The following is a 17,614-nucleotide window of genomic DNA, read 5'->3' on the forward strand; positions in this document are numbered from 1 at the left end:
CTCAGCCGGCTTCGGGCCGGACCGCTCTCGCCCGCCGCGCCGCTCCACGCTTGGCCGTCAAGGTGAGTTGGGGGCCCTGCTGCTCGGGGACCAGCTGGGAGGGGGCCCGGCGGCACGACTCGACGAGAACCCGCGCGGCGTCGTGCCACGGCCGTCCGATCGGGCCGGTGAGCGTCAGGTCGCGGCTGACGTACTGCCGCAGTGGGATCATGACGAGCCGGTGGTCCAGCATCGCCGAGGTCAGTCCCGGGACGACGGACACCCCGAGGCCGCTGCGCACCATGGCGAGCAGGGTTCCCATGTCCCGGACGCGGTGACCCCGGCGCAACGGACGGTGGGCCATCCGGTAGATCTTCCGTACGTACTCCTCGCAGCCACTCGTGGAGACGATCATCGAGTCGTCGTCGAGATCGACAATGTCGATCTCGGCTTCGTCCGCGAGCGGATGATCGCTTGCCAGCAGCGCGTGGAAGTGATCGGTCGTCAGGAGCACCCCGGCATCGGACGGCCGGTCGATGAGCACGGCCAGTTCCACGGCGCCCTCGCCCAGCCATGACTCGACCTCGGCATCGTCGCCTTCCAGTACCACGACCTGCACCAAAGGGAATTCGTGCTGCCAGCGGTGCAGCAACTGCGGCAGAACTCCCTGGCAGGCGGTGGGGGTCGCGGCGATCCGAACCGTTCCGGACGGTTGCCCACCGTGCTGGCTCGCCACGTCACGGATGGCACCGTAGGCGCCGACCACCTGGCGGGCAGGGACGAGGATCTGCTCTCCGAGAACGGTGAGCCGCACCCCGCTGCCGCGTACGAACACGGGAGCGCCCAGCGAGCGTTCCAGGGTGGCCACGGAGTGCGATACAGCTGACTGGCTGATGCCCAGCTCAGCGGCGGCGAGGCTGAAGCTGCCGCTCTCGAGGACTGCGACAAAGGCCCGCAGATGGGAAATGCCGATGTTCATGAACTGCTCTCATGTGGCCCGGAGACTCATCCAGTCCCCTCATGATGGTGAAGACCCTCGCCGAGTGCAACGAGCCCTTCGGCCGAGCTGAACCGCGGGACGCGGAGGCGGCCTGGCCGCCTCCGCGTCCCAGGTGTGCCGGCTCAGCCCCAGGTGACAGCGCTGTCCAGCGCCTCGTCGGAGAATCCGAGGAAGAACCCGACGGTGACCCTGGTGTCACCGCCGACTCGGAGGATCTCGTGGTAGTACGTCGGGTTGATCAGATACACGTCTTCCGCCCGCGGCTTGAACTCATGGGCGGGCACGCCCTCCACGACGCCGTACTCGTAGCCGAGGCCGCCTGGGATCTTGAACTTCTCGTCCTGCGGCTCCCACGGCTTCCCGTAGATCTTGGACTCACCGCCGGTGTCGCACTCCTGCACGCAGATGACACAACTCAACTGGTAGAGCAGCCGGGAGACCACGAGGTCCAGTCCGGCCGCGTCCCGCATGATCTTGTCGTTGTGCATGGGGTTGGCCACCCCGTCAGGGTGAATCCGTACGCAGATGTCGGCATAGCGCCGGCCGTCGGGTTCTTCGGCCACCTCCACCGAGCGCATCGACAGTGCCCGGGCGAGCCCGGCCCGGACGTCGTCCCCAAGAGTGAAGGAGGCATCCGCGGTGAGCCGGGCGATCTTCTCGCTCTCCGCGAAGTACTCGTCCACGTCGGACAGGTGCTTCGCCAGATACGAGCCGATGGTGGTCAGATGTCCGTTGGCGTAGTACGTGGTCGACGCGCGGTCGAACATGTCGTTGACGAGTTGCCTGTGCCGCGCGAAGTTCTCACTTGGCAGCAGGTTCCTGAGCACGAGAACGGCGATGTCCCCGTCGACCAACCGCCGCAACAGGTTGGGCTCGATCGGGTCGATGCCGACCCGGCGAACCACGCGATCCCAGCGGTTTGTCGTTGCCGTAGCCACGGCCGTGCGGACCTCTGATCCCACTTCTGCCCCTTTCAGTACCACTCCGAGCCGAGATTGATTTCGAGGATCTGCTCCGGCTTGAGAGGTTCCCATTCCGCAGCAGGGGAAAGTTCGGGAATTATTTCGGAGGCGATGACGAGCGCCCTGGGAAGGTTTAGGCGAAACATTCCGAAGTACCGCGGAAACGGATTTTCTTCAGGTGACCAGTGAATCAAGTAGGCGCGTTCCCGGTTCACTGCGACAGCGTTTCCCGACAGGCCGCCCGGCGGTATCGACCGGAGTCGGGTCAGCGTCTCGTCCGGGTCGAGTCGGCTGCCTTCCCGCGGCACGATGTACTGGAAGTACTCGGCCGTGTCGAACGTCGCAGCGGGCAGTCCGAGCCGGCGATGGACCGTGGGCAGATACCCGTTGTGCATGAAGTACCAGGCCGGATCGGAATCCATGCGCTCCAGCGGGTGGGTGAAGTCCGGGCCCCGGTGGTGCTCCAGAGTCGAGTGACGCACGTGAATGGCCAGGAAGTCGCTGTGTACCGACCGCAGCGGCGACTCCTCGACGCTCTCGGCCATGGGTCGCACGTCACGGTGGACCCTCAGCCCCGCCTCGGCCTCCGGATCCAGCCAGACCGCACCCCACCCGTGACCGTGGGTCTGCTCCGGCTTCTCATGGGCGGCGGTGCGCCCGGTACTCATGGCCAGGGCGGCGTTCACCACCGCGTCGGAGTCGAAGACACCCCGAGCGAGAATTATTCGACACATCGCGCTTACTATCCCCCATGTTTTACGGCCGTGCTCGCACCGGCGAACCCGGCTGATATCCCTGTCTCGCGAATTCGATTGGCGTCGGCAACATTAGCATTTGACTGATCGACGGACAACGTCGATCAGGTGCGGAGTTGACGAGATCTCATTATGGTCATGAGTGATGTTCATGGCGGGTTTTTGATTACTTGTTGGACGCACGCGTCCTGTTCTTGCAGAATCTGGCGGCGAAGGCGGCAATGCGATTCATGACGACTTGAGGACGGGATGTTGTGAGAACGGGAACAGTCGGTCAGTCGCTACACGGGGGGGCTGCCCGGTGGATGCCAAGCTTTCTGGCCCTGTCGGTCGTCTGGGGTTCCAGTTTCGCCTTGATCAAGGTCACGCTGGACGCAGGACTGGCTCCGGTGTGGGTCGCCTTCGGCCGCTGTTTTTTCGGCGTTCTCGCGCTGGGCGCGATCTGTCTGGTCCGACGGGACGGGCTTCCGGGCTCCCGCTCGACCTGGGGCCATGCCCTGGTGGTGGCCACACTGCTCAACGCCCTGCCCTTCTCCTTCCTCGCCTTCGGGGAGACCCATGTCAGTTCCGTGCTGGCCGGCGTCTTCAACGCGGTCACCCCTCTCTCCACGTTGCTGTTCGTGCTGCCGCTCGTCCCGCAGGAGCAGCTGACGGCCCGGCGGCTGTCCGGACTGTCGGTCGGCTTCTGCGGAGTGCTGGTCGTGCTCGGGGTGTGGCAGGGACTCGGCGGCGCATCCCTCGTGGGCAGCCTGGCCTGTATCGCCTCGACCGTCTGTCTGGGCGCCGGCTTCGCGTACACGCGCCGGTTCTTCTCCGACCGTGAAGGCTCCGCCGTGGCGCTGTCGACGGTGCAACTCATCTGTGCCACGGCCGAACTCGCGCTGCTCGCCCCCCTTCTCAACGGTGCTCCGGAGGTTGTGGGCCCGAAGGCCCTCGGTGCCCTGGCCGTGCTGGGGGCATTCGGCACCGGCATCGCGTACATCCTCAATCTCAGGGTCATCCGGGTCGCGGGGCCGACCATCGCCTCCACCGTCACCTACGTGATTCCCATCTGGTCGACCTTGTTCGGGACGCTGCTGCTGTCCGAACCCCTCTCCTGGAACACGGCGGTCGGCGCCTGCCTGGTGGTCGCCGGCGTGGTCCTCACCCGTGCCCCTGGTGGGCGGACACAGCACAAGCCCGTGCCGGCCAGCCCCGAGCCGGAGCCGACCCCGCGCCAGTGACCGTCGTTCGGACTCCCGGCCTACGGCGGGGACCTGTCGTCGCCGGGCACCGGCACCGCCGGGGAACGGGAGGGAACTCCCTGGCTCAGGCCGTCCGGTGTCCCGAACGTCGTCGCGCTTTCACGCCGGGGAGCCAGCCACGCCAGGAGGGGACCCGTGGCAGCGGTGGTGACCACTGCCATGACGGTCATCAGCGAGTAGAGGCGGTGGTCGAGAATGCCGGCCTGCAATCCGACGCTCAGGGCGACGAGTTCGGTGAGGCCGCGGGTGTTCATCAAAGTGGCGAGAACCGCGGAGTCGCGTGGAGGCATTCTCTGGGATCTGGCCGCGAGCCAGGCGCCCCCGAACTTTCCGGTGACGGCGACCAGCATGATCAGGCCCAGCTCGCCCAGTCCCTGGAGCCCCACCTCGGACAGGTCCACATTGAGCCCCGCGACGATGAAGTAGACCGGGAGCAGCAGGTTGGTGGCGAACTTGGTGTCCTGCATCACCTCCTGCCGGTAGCCGCTGTTCTCGACACGCGGTACGACGAGCCCGAAGAGGAACGCGCCGAACACGAAGTGCAGCCCCAGCCACTGGGTCAGTGCCGATGACGCGAGCAGACCGCTGATCAGCACCACTCGGCTGTTTCCGGTCAGGGAGTGGCCGCCCCCCTTCCGGACCAGGATTCTCCTGAGCAGCGGCCTGATACCGACGTACAGGAACAGTGCGAACGGGATGACCAGGATCACCCGCCAGTGATCCAGGCCGTCCTTGTCGACGAGCGCCTGGACGAAGGAGAGCATGGTCCAGACAGCCAGGTCGCACACCGCTGCCGCGGACAGTGCAAGCGCTCCGAGTCTGGTCCGGGTCATACCGCGGTCGTCCAGGATGCGTGCGAGCACGGGGAACGCGGTCACCGACACGGCCACGCCGAGGAACAGGACGAAGCTCAGACGGCTCGTCGCCTGATGGGCGTCGGCGAGGTGGAGGGCGAGGAGGCAGCCGAGTCCGAACGGCACCACGGTGGCGCTCAGCGCGGTGACACCGACGGCCCGCCCGCTTCCGCGCAGCCGGGAGAAGTCGAACTCCAGACCCACGATGAACATGAACAGCACGAGCCCGATGTTCGCGAGGGCGCCCAGATAGGGGCGGACATCGGACGGGAACAGTGTCTCGGCCACGGCGCCGTTGCCGAGAGTGGGACCGGCCAGGATTCCCCCGACGATCTCCCCCAGGACGGGTGGTTGTCCCAGGGCGCGGGCCAGTCGGCCGGCCAACCGGGCCACCACGAGGATCAACGCGAGATCGGCGAGGAGGATCGCCGCTTGGAGTTCTGTCATGCGTTCCTCTGCTTCCCGGCCCTTGGCGCCCACGGCCGACTCGGCTGGGTGTGCGGCGCGTTACACGTGTCCCGCAGAGGTCTGCTCCCTCGCCCTGAACACCGATATCCGATGGGCCACGTCTTCCAGCGGCCGCCGGGGGCGCTTGCCGGCCGGATCCGGTGTACCTATCCAGAGGCCGCCGAGAAGCCGTTCCGCCGGGTCGATCCGCAGGAGGGAACGGGCTGCCGCGCTTTCGGCGAGGAGCCCGGTACGCCAGATGCTTCCGTAGCCCCGCGCGTGCAGCAGGAGCATGAGCGAGTGCGTCATGGAGCTGGTGGCGGCGAGCTGCTCCCATTTCGGCACCTTGCCGTTCGGCTGCGGCGCGAAGACGAGAACAGCGAGGAGCGGCGCACTCAGCATGTGGGCCGCCATCCGGTCCGAGGCCGGCCCCGGATGCTCGTCCGCCAGGCAGCCCCCGAGCACGACGCGGTCCTCGCCACGCAGCAGTATCCACCGCCACGGCCTGAGCGTTCCGTGGTCCGGAGCGGTCGCCGCACCGCGCAGAAGGTAGGTGAGCTCTTCGTCCGACGGGGCCGGATCGGCGAGGAAGTGTTCACTGCGGCGGGTGAGGATGGCTGTCATCACGTCCACGACACGCTCCGTTGTCAACGTCCAGGGCAACGACGGGGAGGGCACGAGCAAGAGGATCAAAGCCGCGAACAGGTGTGTTCAGCGGAAGATGCCCACGTCGTCGGGGGCGCTGCAGTATCCGCGTCACGGCAAACGGAGGGTCGACCTGAGCCCGTGGAGCGCGCGAACCAAATAGGCGCCGAGAGGGCATCGACGGTGGACCCGAGGGTCGAGAATTGCAGAATTGCGATAAGCCGCCAATGGCTCGGCGCACTGTTGGCCGGATCCCGCCGTCACGGCCCACAGTCAGCCCCTGATGAACTGTCGTGCTCGCCGTTCGCCACTGACTCGAAAGTGGCCGGCCGAAAGCCGCATCACATCAAGGGAACGCCCCCCGAGTCATCACACAGGCCATTCACAACCTGACGCCCCATCAAAATGTTCGAGGTTCAATAACTGGCCAATGTGCGGAACGATCACGCAGAGCGTCCGAGCAGCCAGGAAGGCAACCAGTGGGGCGTGTGTAGTGAGTTGTGACGCCGGATCGCCGTCCGAGGGCGGCCGGATCTTGGCGCAGCCCCTGGAAGGCCTTATTGCTCTGCGTCGAGCCGTGCCACTAGCTTCAAAACGCCGCAAGCGCCATCTGTTCGCTTGCCTTCTGCGCTGAGCTCGTTATCCCGCACATCGCACGAGTACGTCAGCCTCATCGAATTCTTCAAGCGTGGGCATTCGGCTTGCCCGCTACACGCTGAGGCTGCTTTCGCAATGTCGGACGACATAAGTGTGGTGCCTATGAAGAGTGGGTCTGAATCCCAGGATCTGATCATTTCCGGCGATCGGCCGACGCCCGGGAAAACCGCAGGAAAGCGTCTCGCAGGCTGGGAATTCCGAGAGGAGCCCAAGGACGCCGATCAGCCCTTCTTCCTGCACATCGCCTCGACCGAAGCGGATTTCGAAGCCGTGGACGCGTTGTGGGAGGCGGTGTACGGGAAGGAGTGCGGTTGGCTGCCCCCGGCGGACGGTCCGCGGCACAAGGATCGCTACGACGCACAGTCCACGTACCTGCTCGTCCGTGCCGAGGGCGCGGTGGTCGGCACGATGCGACTGGTGGAGGACGGAACCGACGGACTGCCCATCGAGCAGTTCGTCTCCATCGACGATCTGCGCGGCCCCGGCCGGCGGCTCATCGAGTGCCAGCGGCTGATGATCCTCCCCGAGTACCGCAACCGGCGGTACGACCTGATGCCGTACGGGTTGCTCGCCGCTCTGGTGAAGGGCTGTATTCACTGGTGCGTCGTCCACAATGCCACGCACATCGTGGCCGACCTCTTCACCGAGACCGCGACAACGCCCATCGACCCGCTGGTCGCGCTCGGCTTCGAGGAAACCGGAAAGGAGTTCGTCGACACGGAACTCGAAGGTTCCGGACGGAGCATCGCTCTGCTCCTGCGTGTTGCCGAGCTTTTCTCTCGGCCGTTCAGAACCAGTTCCTCGTTCTACCGCTACCTCATGGAGTACGACAGCACGGTCGACGTATACAACTGAAGCACCGGGACGGGAGAAAAATGACGGACTCCGCATCCGAGTACGACGTCGTAGTCATCGGCGGAGGGCCTGGGGGCTCCATGACGAGCACCCTGCTGGCCCAGTACGGAAAGCGCGTCATTCTGTTCGAGTCGGCGAAGTTCCCGCGCTATCACATCGGCGAATCACTGCTTTCGGGCACCGCCGACCTGCTCAAGAAGATCGGTGTCCTGGAGAAGCTGGAGGATTCCGGGTTCATCAAGAAGTACGGCGTCGAGTGGGTCTGGGGAGAACGGCGCGAGCCCTGGACGGTGTACTTCAAGGACGCGCTGGCCATGCCGTACGACTACGGCTACCAGGTCGAACGGGGCCCCTTCGACCAGATGCTGCTGGAGAACGCCCGCGAGCACGGCGTCGACGCCCGTGAGGAGCACCGCGTCACGGACTTCACGATCGGCGACGACGGCACCGTACAGGTCGACTACACGGACGCCGCCGGCAACCCCGGATCCGTGAGCGCCCGCTGGCTCGTGGACTCCTCGGGGCAGGGCGGCCTGGTCACCAAGCGCCTGCACCAGCAGGAGTGGGACCCGTACCTCAAGAACATGGCGATGTGGACCTACTGGCGCGGGGCAAAGCGCCCGGCCGGGCTGGACGCCGGCAACACCTTCCTGCCCACCTTCGACGAGGGCTGGTGGTGGTTCATCCCGCTGCGCGACGACATCACCAGCGTCGGCGTCGTCGTCGACCGCCAGTCGTACCTCAAGAACAAGGAATCCGGCCTGGACAACTACTACCGGAGTTGCCTGGAGCGGACACCCGAGCTGGCCGAGCGGCTGAAGGACGCCGAACAGGTGGACACGATGCACGCCCAGCGCGACTGGTCGTACATCTACGACCGGTTCAGTGGGGACGGCTACATCGCCGTCGGCGACGCGGCCTGCTTCATCGACCCGCTGTTCTCGACCGGGGTGCACCTGGCGATGCTCAGCGGATACCTGGCCGCGACCGCGGTGAACACCATCCTGGACAAGCCCGAGATCGGCCGTGACACGGTGCTGGACTTCTACGAGGGTGCCTACCGCAAGGAGTTCGAGCGGCTCCGCGCCCAGGTCTACTTCCTCTACGGCGGTCACGGCGGGTCGAAGGAGTCCTATTTCTGGCACGCGCGCAGTCAGTTCGACGTGCCAGGAATTGAACCGGAGAAAGCTTTCATCTCCCTTATCGCCGGTGCCTTCCAGCACCGCTCCTGGTACAGCAGGTACCTGGAACGGCTGGACGTCCCCGCGGACCTGCGCAGCACCATCGAGGGGATCTTCGACGGCAAGTCCGTCGGCGTCAACGTGGACTGGCAGCAGCCCGTCGTACCGTCCGAGGGGATCGAGGTCGGGGAGGAACTCGCGGTGGACGGCGGACATCTGAGGCCGTCTCAGATCCTGCGCCACCCCTCCGGCACCAGCATGCAGCTCACCCCGGCGCTGTCGGCGCTGCGGGACCTGGCCGACGGCAGCCGATCGGCCGACGACCTCATCGGCCTGCTGGTGGAGAAGGAGCTCGAATCCGCGGACCGGGCCCGGGCACTGTTGCACGAGGCCATCGCCCTCGGGCTGTTCGCGCCCCAGGGACCGGCGGAAGACTGAGAGGCGGCATCCGATGGCATTCGTCGACCTTCAGCAGGACGAGGACGTCGCTCCCGAGGTGCGCGCCACCTTCGCCGCGGTCCATGAGGAATACGGGTTCGTGCCGAACATCCTCCGGGCGATGGCACACTGCCCGGACCTGCTCCAGGCCTTCGTCCCCTTCTGGGCGCAGGTCTACGCCTCACCCACCATCGGCCCACGGTTGCGTGCCCTGGCGGCGCTCGGCACCGCGAAGGCCCAGGAGTGCACGTACTGCGTGGCCCACATGAGCGCCTCGGCGCGCCGGGCCGGCATGGACGAGCACGAGATCAGTGCCGTCGGCAACTCCGTGGTCCAGGCCCAGGTGTTCGACCCCAAGGAAGCGCTGATCCTCGAACTCGCCGATCGACTGACACAGGATCCGGACGGCACCACCGACGAACTGCGCAAGCGGCTGCGTGAAGCGTTCAGCGAGGCGGAGATCGTCAACATCGTGCTCGCGATCGGCACGTACAACCTCACCAGCAGGTTCCTCAAGGCCCTGTCCATCGACGTCGAGGAGATCTTTTCCGCCCCGACGGCATCCGGAGCGAAGGAGGCGTCGTCATGAGCACCCCCACCCTCAAGGACGAGATCATCGAGAAGCACGGCCAGAACGCCTTGGACCTCGTGCTGACCGTGTACCTGAACTTCTACTACTCCGAGCTGGAGATCATCGACCTGTGCGCGCGCTGGATCCCGCGACGGGAGGACCTGCGTGAGAAGTCGTACCTCCTCCACCACGCGTCCGACGAGGTAGTGCACGCCCGCCTGTTCAAGGAGGGTGTCGAGCGGCTGGGACTGGTCTGGGACGAGTTCGACCACGGCAAGTACCGCATCGACGACATCGACCAGCGGTTCCGCAGGCTGTTCGAGAGCGACGACGAGATCGAGGTCCTCATCGGGCTGAACCTCTACGCCGAGGGCGTGCTCGCCATGGAGGAACTGCACCAGCTCGGCCGGAACAAGCCCGAGTACTTCCCGGCGTTCGCCCGCATCGAGCGCGAGGAGCGCCGTCACATGGGCTTCGGCCTGACGGTGGCCAAGCGCCTGCTCGACGAGAACGAGGACACCCGGCGCCGCGGCATCGAGTACTGCAAGTGGTACTCGGAGCACCTCGAGAACTACCTCGGCGGCGAGCTGTCGCAGACCATCTCGTGGGCGATCGGCCAGGGTTTCGTCGAGGCCGACTACATCCCCCGCACCCGCGCGCGGTTCGACGAGACGATGTCCAAGCTGGGCCTTCTGGAGGCATGAGATGACCACGACTGCGTTCGAGCGGGCGGAAGCCGAGACCGCGCCGGTGCTGGCGGAGTACATCGACAAGCACCCCTTCATCGAGTGCATCCTGAAGGGGACGCTCACCGAGTCGGTCTACGCGGCCTACCTGCGCGAGACCTACCACCTGGTGACCCAGACCCCCTACTTCCTGTCGGCCGCCGCCTCGCACAGCGACAGCGAATGGCTGCAGGACTGGTTCCTGGACCTGGCGCGCGACGAGCGCCACCACAACAGGCTCTGCGTGCGCGACCTGAAGAAGCTGGGCATCGACCCCGACGGGTACCTCGGCGCCGTCCCCGGCCTCGGCACCTGGACGATGGTGGGACAGAACCACTACCTGGCCCGCGCGGCCAGTCCCGCGGGGATCATCGGCTTCGCCGCCGCCACCGAAGGGCTCGGGGCCTCTCTCGCCCCCAAGGTGGCCGAGGCGATGCAGCAGTACGACTTCGCCAAGGACGCTTTGTCCTTCCTCAAGGTCCACTCGGCCGAGGACCAGGAGCACATCGAGACGGTCCGCAAGGGATTCGAGCGCTGCGCGGAGTCCTCGGAGGCGTACACGGTGATGGTCGCCGCCTGGAAGTACACCCTTCGCGCGTACGCACAGCTGTTCACCGACGCGTTGGAGCGAGGCGGCTCGGACCTGGCCACCGCGGCCCCGCGGATCGGATGACATGGAAACTGGTGACATGGACATGATCAACGACTCCTGTTCGCTCACCGCGCTCGTCGCCGCCATGCCGAGCATGACGTCGAGTTCTCTGGTGTGCCGGCGCGGCGGGGCCCGGACGTCCGTGTCCTATCCGGAGTGCCACCGTGACGCCCTGCTGCTCGCCGCCGCCCTGCGGCGGCGGGGCGTCACCACCGGGTCCCGGGTCGCGATTCACGGCGCGACGTCCTACGAGTGGGTCCTGGCCGATCTCGCGGTCCTGCTGACCGGGGCTGTCTCGGTGGCGCTGTACCCGAGCGCCCCGAAGGACCGGGCCGTGGCTACAGCCCGTGAAGCCGACTGTCGTACGGTCCTCACCGACCAGACGGACTGCGTCGCCGCCTTCCACGCCGCGGGAATGGACGTGGTGATCCTGGGAGACGGCGCCGACGCGGCGCCGTCGGTGGCCGACCTGATCGGCGAAGCCGCTGCCGCACCGGACGTCTTCGAGCCGGCGGACCGAGGAAACGGCCCGTTCACCATCGTTTCGACCAGCGGCACCCTCTCCGAACCGAAACTCTTCGCGGTCCACTCCGCCCCGCTGCTCTACACCATGGACCGGTTCGCCGAACTGTACGATTTCGGCGGCCAGGACCGGTTGCTGCTCTACCTGCCGCTGTCCCACCTGCCGCAGCGCATGATGTTGTACTGGGGCCTCGGCCAGGGGATGGACTTCGTCCTCAGCGATCCGATCCACATCACGACGGACAGCGCCGACCTGTCCCCCACCCTCCACGTGGCCGTACCGCGCTCGCTGCAGCACCTGCACAGGCGAGCACAGGACATCGCGCGGCGACAGGGGCTGGACGGCGCTGACGGCGGCATGGCGAAGGCCTACGCGTCGGTGTTCGGGACGGCTTTGAAGGCGGTCTTCGTGGGCAGCGCGCCCACCGATCCGGCGCTGCTCGCAGAAATGCACGCCGGTGGGCTGCCGGTCTACGAGGTCTACGGCACCACCGAGCTCGGAATGATCGGCCTCAACATCCCCGGGGCCACCCGGCCGGGCACCGTCGGCCGCCCCATCCCCTGGGGGAAAGTGACGACGGACCCGGCCACCGGCGAGATCCTGGTCCGCACCCCCACGCCCTTCCTCTACGGCGAGGTGCTGGGGCACCGCATCGTCCCCGTGGTACGGGACCCGGACACCTGGTGGCCGACCGGCGACGTCGGCGCCGCCGACGCGGACGGCTACGTGACCGTGTACGGACGCATACGGGACTTCGTGGCCCTGCCCAACGGCGAGAAGGTCTTCCTGCGCTCCCTGGAGGAGTCCGCCGCGGCCGCCACCGGTGCCGGGCTGTGCGCCGTGATGAAGACCGATGCATCCCACCTGGGCGTCCTGCTGTTCTTCGATCCGGCCTCCCCGGAGGGGGGCAGGAGCGAGGACGAATGCCGGACCCTGCTCAAGGCGGTGAACGAACGCCTACACCCCTGGGAGCGCCTGCACTACTTCTCGGTCGTGGCTGCCATGCCCTCCGTGGAGGACGGCTGTCTGACCGAAACCTCCAAGCCCCGTCGACACAAGATCGAGGAGATCTACGGCGCCGGCGCACAGTGGCTCAGCGTGAGGGGATGACCATGACGCGACAAACCGTCGATCTCGGGAACGGCAGCATCAGCTACCGCATCCAGGGGGAGGGCCCGCCGCTCGTCCTGGTGTCGACACTGGCCGGCACCTGGATACGGCAGCTCCCCGAACTCTCGCAGCACTTCTCCGTCATCACCTACGACATGCGCGGCTTCGGCGATTCTCCGTCCCAGCACGGATTCCCCTCCAACGCGGAGCACGCCGACGATCTGGACCGGCTGCTGGAAGCGCTGGGCATCCCCCGGGCCTCCGTGCTCGGGCTCTCCCACGGCGGTCTAGTCGCCCAGCACTTCGCCCTGCGCCATCCCGACCGGGTCCGCCGTCTCGGTCTGGTCGCGACCTTCGCCAGGCCGGGCAATTCCACGGGCATCTTCCTCAACATGCTCAACGGTTTCCTCGACCGCGACGACCTGCCGAACTTCTGGGAGGTACTCAAGAGCTTCCTGTTCTCGGCCGCCGGCTGGGAACGCATGACCCGGATGGAGACGCACCTGCGGCGGGCGATGTTCGATCAGTACACGACCGCGGCCCTGCGCAGCATCTACGGCCAGGCACGCGAGCACGACCTCCTGGCCGCGCTCGGCGAGGTACGCAGCCCCACGTTGGTGATCGGAGGGATGGAGGACATGCTCTTCCCGCCGTCCGTGACCGAGGCGCTCGCGGCGGCGATCCCCAACGCGTCGCTGGAACTGCTGCCCGCCGCACACGTGCCCCCGGTCGAGGCGCCGCTGCCGTTCAACAAGATTGTCATCGAGTTCTTCGGGGCGGAGCGGTGACCCCGCCATCTGAGGAAACGCGCGCCGGGCGGCTGGTCGACCTGGCGGCTGGGCAGGTCCGCGTCTATGAGAAGGGCCGGCCGGACGGGCCGGCGCTGGTCTTCCTGCACGGCTTTCTGACCTCGGCGTTCACCTGGCGCAATGTCTATCCCGCGTTCACCGGTGGCTACCGGGTGATCCTGGTGGACCTGCCGGGCAGCGGCGACACGCCTCCGCCCGGGGACGGCCGATGGGACGCCGCTCACTGGATCCGGCTCGTGGAGGAACTCCTCGAGGAACTGGGCATCGGCAGTGCCATCCTCGTCGGCAGTCAGATGGGGGGATCACTCGCCGCCTGGTTCGCCGCTCTGCGTCCCGAGCGGGTGGACCGTCTGGTCCTCATGGCGGCAGGGGCTCTCGGTGAGTCCGAGGCGAACCTGACGCTGTACCGGCTGCTCGCCCACCGGTGGCTGGGCGCCTGGATCGCCCGGCTGTTCCCGAAGGGGATGTTCGAGCGGCGGTGGCTGGCGGCTCACGGCCCGGGCTATCGTCCGGAGCCCGGAGTGTTGGACCGCTATTTCCGGCAACTACGGCGCCAGGGTGCCCAGATGGCCCGAGTGGGTCTGGAACTGCGGCTGAGTTACGGGGAGCGCTTCGACGCGCTGGCCGGGCCGATCAGCGGCCTTGCGATTCCCACGCTGCTGATCTTCGGCGCCGAGGACCGACTGGTCCCCGTGTCCACCGGGCGACGCTTCGCATCCCTGCTCTCCGACGCGTCCCTGGTCGAGTTGCCGGACTGCGGCGACTTTCCCCAGGAGGAGAAGCCGAAGGAGATCACCGAGGCCATCAGCGGATTCCTGGCGAAGGCCGATGGCTGAGAGGGCGGTGGCCGAGACGGCCCGGACACCGACCGCAGGGCCGAAACCGCCGGGTCGGAGGCAGTCCGGTCAGTCTGCCGCGACGCAGCACTCCCGCGCCGTATCCGCGGAGACGGCGGCTGCGCAACGCCGGCTGATGCTGCTGCGGCACGCGCTGCACCAGGTGCCCGAGACCGGACTGCACCTGCCACGCACACAGGAACTGGTCCTCAAGGCCCTGTCGGGGCTGGGACTGCGGATCACCACCGGTCGCCGGCTCACCTCGGTGACCGCTGTCATGGAGGGCACGCGCCCGGGACCCACGGTGCTGCTCCGTGCCGACATGGATGCCCTGCCCATGGCGGAGCCGGGAACGCCGCCCGGGTCCGCCGGCTGTGCGCGCATGCACGCCTGCGGACATGACCTGCACACCGCGATGCTGGTGGGAGCCGCACATGAGCTGCTCCGCAGGCGGGACGAGGTGCACGGCTCGGTGGTGCTGATGTTCCAGCCCGGCGAGGAGGAGGGCGCCGGTGCACGGCTGATGATGGAAGAGGGGGTGCTCGAGGTCGCCGGTGCACAGCCCGTGGCGGCCTACGCGATGCACGTGGCCTCGGCCGCACTGCCGTCCGGGGTGGTTGCCAGCCGTCCCGGGACCTTGATGGCGTCCGCCGACACGATCAAGGTGACGGTGCACGGCCGGGGTGGACACGGCTCCGTCCCGCACAGCGCCCTGGATCCCGTACCGGTGGTGTGCGAAACCGTCCTTGCCCTGCAGTCCATGGTCACCAGGCGGTTCGACGTCTTCGACCCGGTGATCGTGACGGTCGGCAGCATCCACGCCGGTGAGGTGGCCAACGTCATCCCGGCCACGGCCAGTTACGAGGCGACCGCCCGTTGTTTCACGCCGAAGGCTCGCGGAAAGCTGCGCGAGGAGGCGCTCCGCACCATCACGGGTGTGGCCGAGGCCCATGGTCTGACGGCCGACGTCCGGTGGGAGGAGGGCTATCCCCCCACGGTGAACGACCCCGCGGAGACCGACTTCGCGGCCTCGGTGGCCCGCGGACTACTGGGCGAAGACCGCTTCGTGCAGCTGCCCCGACCCGTCTCCAGCTCCGAGGACTTCTCCTACGTTGCCGAGCGGATACCCTCCGCATACCTCCTACTCGGTGCCTGTCCTCCGGACCGTGACCCCGACACAGCGCCCTACAACCATTCCCCAGAGGCCGTGTTCGACGATTCCGTGCTCGCCGACGGGGCCGCACTGCTCGCGGAACTCGCCATCAGTCGACTGGCGGCAGCCGTCTCGTCAGCCGGGTGACGCTCGGAGCGGCGTACCCGCTTGCAGTGACAACGCATCCATAGGCCCCAGCTGGTGAACACGCTGGTGCGGCTTCGGACCAGTGCCGTCGGGCAACCTCCAGTACCGCGTGCTGCAATCGATCGCCGCGCACCTGCCCGGACTGGAGAAACAGGGCCGCTGGATCGACCGGCGTCGGACGGTTTGCCGGGGCGTCAGTATGTACAAGGGAAAATCCGGTTCATCAGTGCGCAAATGCGTCGCTGGATCGGTGTAATCGGCACACATGCCGGTCCCTGCGGGGATCTAGCGTCGGAATGCACGGGGCCGTACGAGCCAGAAAGGCATCGAGTCACTCATGCCCATCCCGAACACCGACGTCATGCCCGCCATCGAGTTCGACACCCTGACCTCCTCGACCGGCCCCGGCCACCCGCCCGCCGACCCCCTCCTGCTTCCGGTCGACGAGCTGCCCGCGTCGATGTCGGAGCCGGACGCGGTCTGCCGCCGGGTGCGTGACGAGCTGATGCTCGACGGCAACGCCCGGCTCAACCTCGCCACCTTCGTGACCACGTGGATGGAGCCGCAGGCGCGGGAGTTGATGGCGGAGACCGCGGAGAAGAACCTCGCGGACCGCGCGGAGTACCCGCAGATCACGGCGATGGAGGAACGCTGTGTGCGGATGCTCGCCCGGCTCTGGCACGCGCCCCGCCCGGAGCAGGTCCGCGGCTGCTCCACCACGGGTTCCAGCGAGGCGGCGATGCTCGGCGGGCTCGCGCTCAAGCGGCGCTGGCAGGCCCGCCGACGCGCCCAGGGCAAGGACACCGCGCGCCCGAACCTGGTGATGGGCTCGAACGTCCAGGTGTGCTGGAAGAAGTTCGCCAACTACTTCGAGGTGGAGCCACGTCACGTCCCGATGGAGCCGGGCCGCCACCACCTCACGCCCGACACGCTCACCGCCTGCTGCGACGACAACACCATCGGTGTCGTGGCCGTCCTCGGCTCCACCTTCGACGGCTCCTACGAACCCGTGGCGGACATCTGCCTGGCCCTGGACGGCTACCAGGCGGCCACCGGCACCGACATCCCCGTGCACGTCGACGGCGCCTCGGGCGCCATGGTGGCCCCGTTCCTCGACCCGGGTCTGATGTGGGACTTCCAGCTCGAACGGGTCGCCTCCATCAACACCTCGGGCCACAAGTACGGGCATGTCTTCCCCGGCCTCGGCTGGGCCCTGTGGCGCGACGCCGAGGCCCTCCCCGACGACCTGGTCTTCGAGGTGGACTACCTCGGCGGCAGCTCCCCCAGCTTCACCCTGAACTTCTCCCGTCCCGGCGCGCACGTCGTCGCGCAGTACTACAGCTTCCTGCGGTACGGCTTCGAGGGGCTGCGGAACCTGGCGGCCCGCAACCGTACGACGGCCCGTGCGCTCGCCGCGCGGATCCGGGCCATCGGACCCTACGAGCTGGTCACGGACGGCTCCGACCTCCCCGCGTTCGCCTTCCGCCTCGCTCCCGGCACCGAGGGCCTCACCGTGTTCGACGTCTCCCAGGCCATGCGCGCCCGCGGCTGGCACCTGCCGGCGTACACCTTCCCGGCGCCCTGGCAGGACGTCTCCGTGCTGCGCCTGGTCGTACGCACCGGCTTCACCGCCGAACTCGCCGGCATGTTCGTCGCCGACCTGACCGAGGTCACCAGGCGCCTGCACACCGACCGGCTTCAGTGAGCGGTCCCGGGTCCCAGTGAGGCGCGGACGAGACCGCTCAGCTCGTCGTCGGTCACGTCCGCCGCTTCCTTCGACCGCAGCCTGATCGTCCCCTTCCCGCTGAGCAGCTCCGGGTGCCGGGAGAGCAGGTCCGCGCCGGCGTCCGTGTCCCAGCCGTAGACCGAGACCCCGTGCCGCCACACGCCCACGTGCAGCCGGCGGCCCCCGACCCGGTACGTGGGCATTCCGTAGGAGAGCACGACGGCCGCCTCGGGGTACGCCCGCAGGATCAGCCGGTGGATCCGGTCGAAGAGCGGGCGGTGCTCGGGGTCGATGCCATCGATGTAGGTCTGCGCTTCGGCGTCCATACGCCCCATTTGTACAGGG

Annotated in this window: 17 protein-coding genes; 11 read left to right on the plus strand and 6 right to left on the minus strand. The window is 67.5% G+C overall.

Going from position 1 to position 17,614, the window contains the following annotated elements:
* Position 1 precedes the first annotated feature (1 nt).
* The 3 genes from ABZT93_RS23670 to ABZT93_RS23680 all read right to left on the minus strand — a co-directional run bounded on the left by ABZT93_RS23670 (position 2) and on the right by ABZT93_RS23680 (position 2,627).
* Positions 2 to 958: a LysR family transcriptional regulator gene (locus ABZT93_RS23670; protein ID WP_356107644.1), complete on the minus strand. Its 957-nt coding sequence runs from the start codon at positions 956 to 958 to the stop codon at positions 2 to 4.
* 143 nt (positions 959 to 1,101) lie between these two features.
* A complete protein-coding gene (locus tag ABZT93_RS23675) occupies positions 1,102 to 1,884 on the minus strand; it encodes a hypothetical protein (RefSeq protein ID WP_356107647.1) in 783 nt (260 codons plus the stop codon).
* 68 nt (positions 1,885 to 1,952) lie between these two features.
* Entirely contained in the window at positions 1,953 to 2,627 is a 675-nt protein-coding gene (locus ABZT93_RS23680) for a class II glutamine amidotransferase (RefSeq protein WP_356107651.1), read from the minus strand.
* A gap of 374 nt (positions 2,628 to 3,001) precedes the next feature.
* Here ABZT93_RS23680 and ABZT93_RS23685 point away from each other — a divergent pair, with 374 nt between their 5' ends.
* On the plus strand, positions 3,002 to 3,919 hold the full coding sequence (locus tag ABZT93_RS23685) for a DMT family transporter (RefSeq protein WP_356107653.1): 918 nt from the start codon (positions 3,002 to 3,004) through the stop codon (positions 3,917 to 3,919).
* Positions 3,920 to 3,939: 20 nt separating this feature from the next.
* Here the strand turns inward: ABZT93_RS23685 and ABZT93_RS23690 are convergent, their stop codons facing one another.
* Both ABZT93_RS23690 and ABZT93_RS23695 read right to left on the minus strand, forming a co-directional pair.
* Positions 3,940 to 5,241: a cation:proton antiporter gene (locus tag ABZT93_RS23690; protein WP_356107656.1), complete on the minus strand. Its 1,302-nt coding sequence runs from the start codon at positions 5,239 to 5,241 to the stop codon at positions 3,940 to 3,942.
* 60 nt (positions 5,242 to 5,301) lie between these two features.
* Complete coding sequence (locus ABZT93_RS23695) at positions 5,302 to 5,865, minus strand: nitroreductase (protein ID WP_356107804.1); 564 nt, start codon at positions 5,863 to 5,865, stop codon at positions 5,302 to 5,304.
* A 753-nt stretch (positions 5,866 to 6,618) separates the two neighbouring features.
* Here ABZT93_RS23695 and ABZT93_RS23700 point away from each other — a divergent pair.
* The 10 genes from ABZT93_RS23700 (at position 6,619) to ABZT93_RS23745 (ending at position 17,248) form a co-directional block, all read left to right on the plus strand.
* The gene (locus ABZT93_RS23700) at positions 6,619 to 7,398 is read left to right on the plus strand and encodes a GNAT family N-acetyltransferase (RefSeq protein WP_356107659.1); all 780 of its coding nucleotides are present in this window, start codon (positions 6,619 to 6,621) and stop codon (positions 7,396 to 7,398) included.
* 20 nt (positions 7,399 to 7,418) lie between these two features.
* The gene (locus tag ABZT93_RS23705; protein ID WP_356107663.1) at positions 7,419 to 9,017 is read left to right on the plus strand and encodes an NAD(P)/FAD-dependent oxidoreductase; all 1,599 of its coding nucleotides are present in this window, start codon (positions 7,419 to 7,421) and stop codon (positions 9,015 to 9,017) included.
* Between the two features lie 13 nt (positions 9,018 to 9,030).
* Entirely contained in the window at positions 9,031 to 9,606 is a 576-nt protein-coding gene (locus ABZT93_RS23710; protein ID WP_356107666.1) for a peroxidase-related enzyme, read from the plus strand.
* Positions 9,603 to 10,292: a hypothetical protein gene (locus ABZT93_RS23715; protein WP_356107669.1), complete on the plus strand. Its 690-nt coding sequence runs from the start codon at positions 9,603 to 9,605 to the stop codon at positions 10,290 to 10,292. Before ABZT93_RS23710 ends, ABZT93_RS23715 begins: the two co-directional genes overlap by 4 nt.
* A 1-nt stretch (position 10,293) precedes the next feature.
* A complete protein-coding gene (locus ABZT93_RS23720; RefSeq protein WP_356107671.1) occupies positions 10,294 to 10,986 on the plus strand; it encodes an iron-containing redox enzyme family protein in 693 nt (230 codons plus the stop codon).
* Between the two features lie 16 nt (positions 10,987 to 11,002).
* Positions 11,003 to 12,598 carry an AMP-binding protein gene (locus ABZT93_RS23725; protein WP_356107674.1) on the plus strand — a complete coding sequence of 532 codons (1,596 nt, stop codon included), beginning with the start codon at positions 11,003 to 11,005 and terminating at the stop codon, positions 12,596 to 12,598.
* Positions 12,599 to 12,600: 2 nt separating this feature from the next.
* The gene (locus ABZT93_RS23730; protein WP_356107676.1) at positions 12,601 to 13,386 is read left to right on the plus strand and encodes an alpha/beta hydrolase; all 786 of its coding nucleotides are present in this window, start codon (positions 12,601 to 12,603) and stop codon (positions 13,384 to 13,386) included.
* Positions 13,383 to 14,243 (plus strand): alpha/beta hydrolase, encoded by an 861-nt coding sequence (locus ABZT93_RS23735; protein WP_356107679.1) that lies wholly within the window; start codon positions 13,383 to 13,385, stop codon positions 14,241 to 14,243. Before ABZT93_RS23730 ends, ABZT93_RS23735 begins: the two co-directional genes overlap by 4 nt.
* 136 nt (positions 14,244 to 14,379) lie before the next feature.
* On the plus strand, positions 14,380 to 15,543 hold the full coding sequence (locus tag ABZT93_RS23740; protein ID WP_356107682.1) for a M20 family metallopeptidase: 1,164 nt from the start codon (positions 14,380 to 14,382) through the stop codon (positions 15,541 to 15,543).
* Between the two features lie 337 nt (positions 15,544 to 15,880).
* Positions 15,881 to 17,248, plus strand: a complete 1,368-nt coding sequence (locus tag ABZT93_RS23745) for a glutamate decarboxylase (RefSeq protein WP_356107685.1) — start codon at positions 15,881 to 15,883, stop codon at positions 17,246 to 17,248.
* Here the strand turns inward: ABZT93_RS23745 and ABZT93_RS23750 are convergent.
* Entirely contained in the window at positions 17,242 to 17,595 is a 354-nt protein-coding gene (locus ABZT93_RS23750; protein WP_356107688.1) for a DUF1801 domain-containing protein, read from the minus strand. The genes ABZT93_RS23745 and ABZT93_RS23750 overlap by 7 nt on opposite strands.
* Positions 17,596 to 17,614: the final 19 nt, after the last annotated feature.

Source organism: Streptomyces sp. NPDC005303, assembly GCF_040607335.1.
GTDB lineage: Bacteria > Actinomycetota > Actinomycetes > Streptomycetales > Streptomycetaceae > Streptomyces.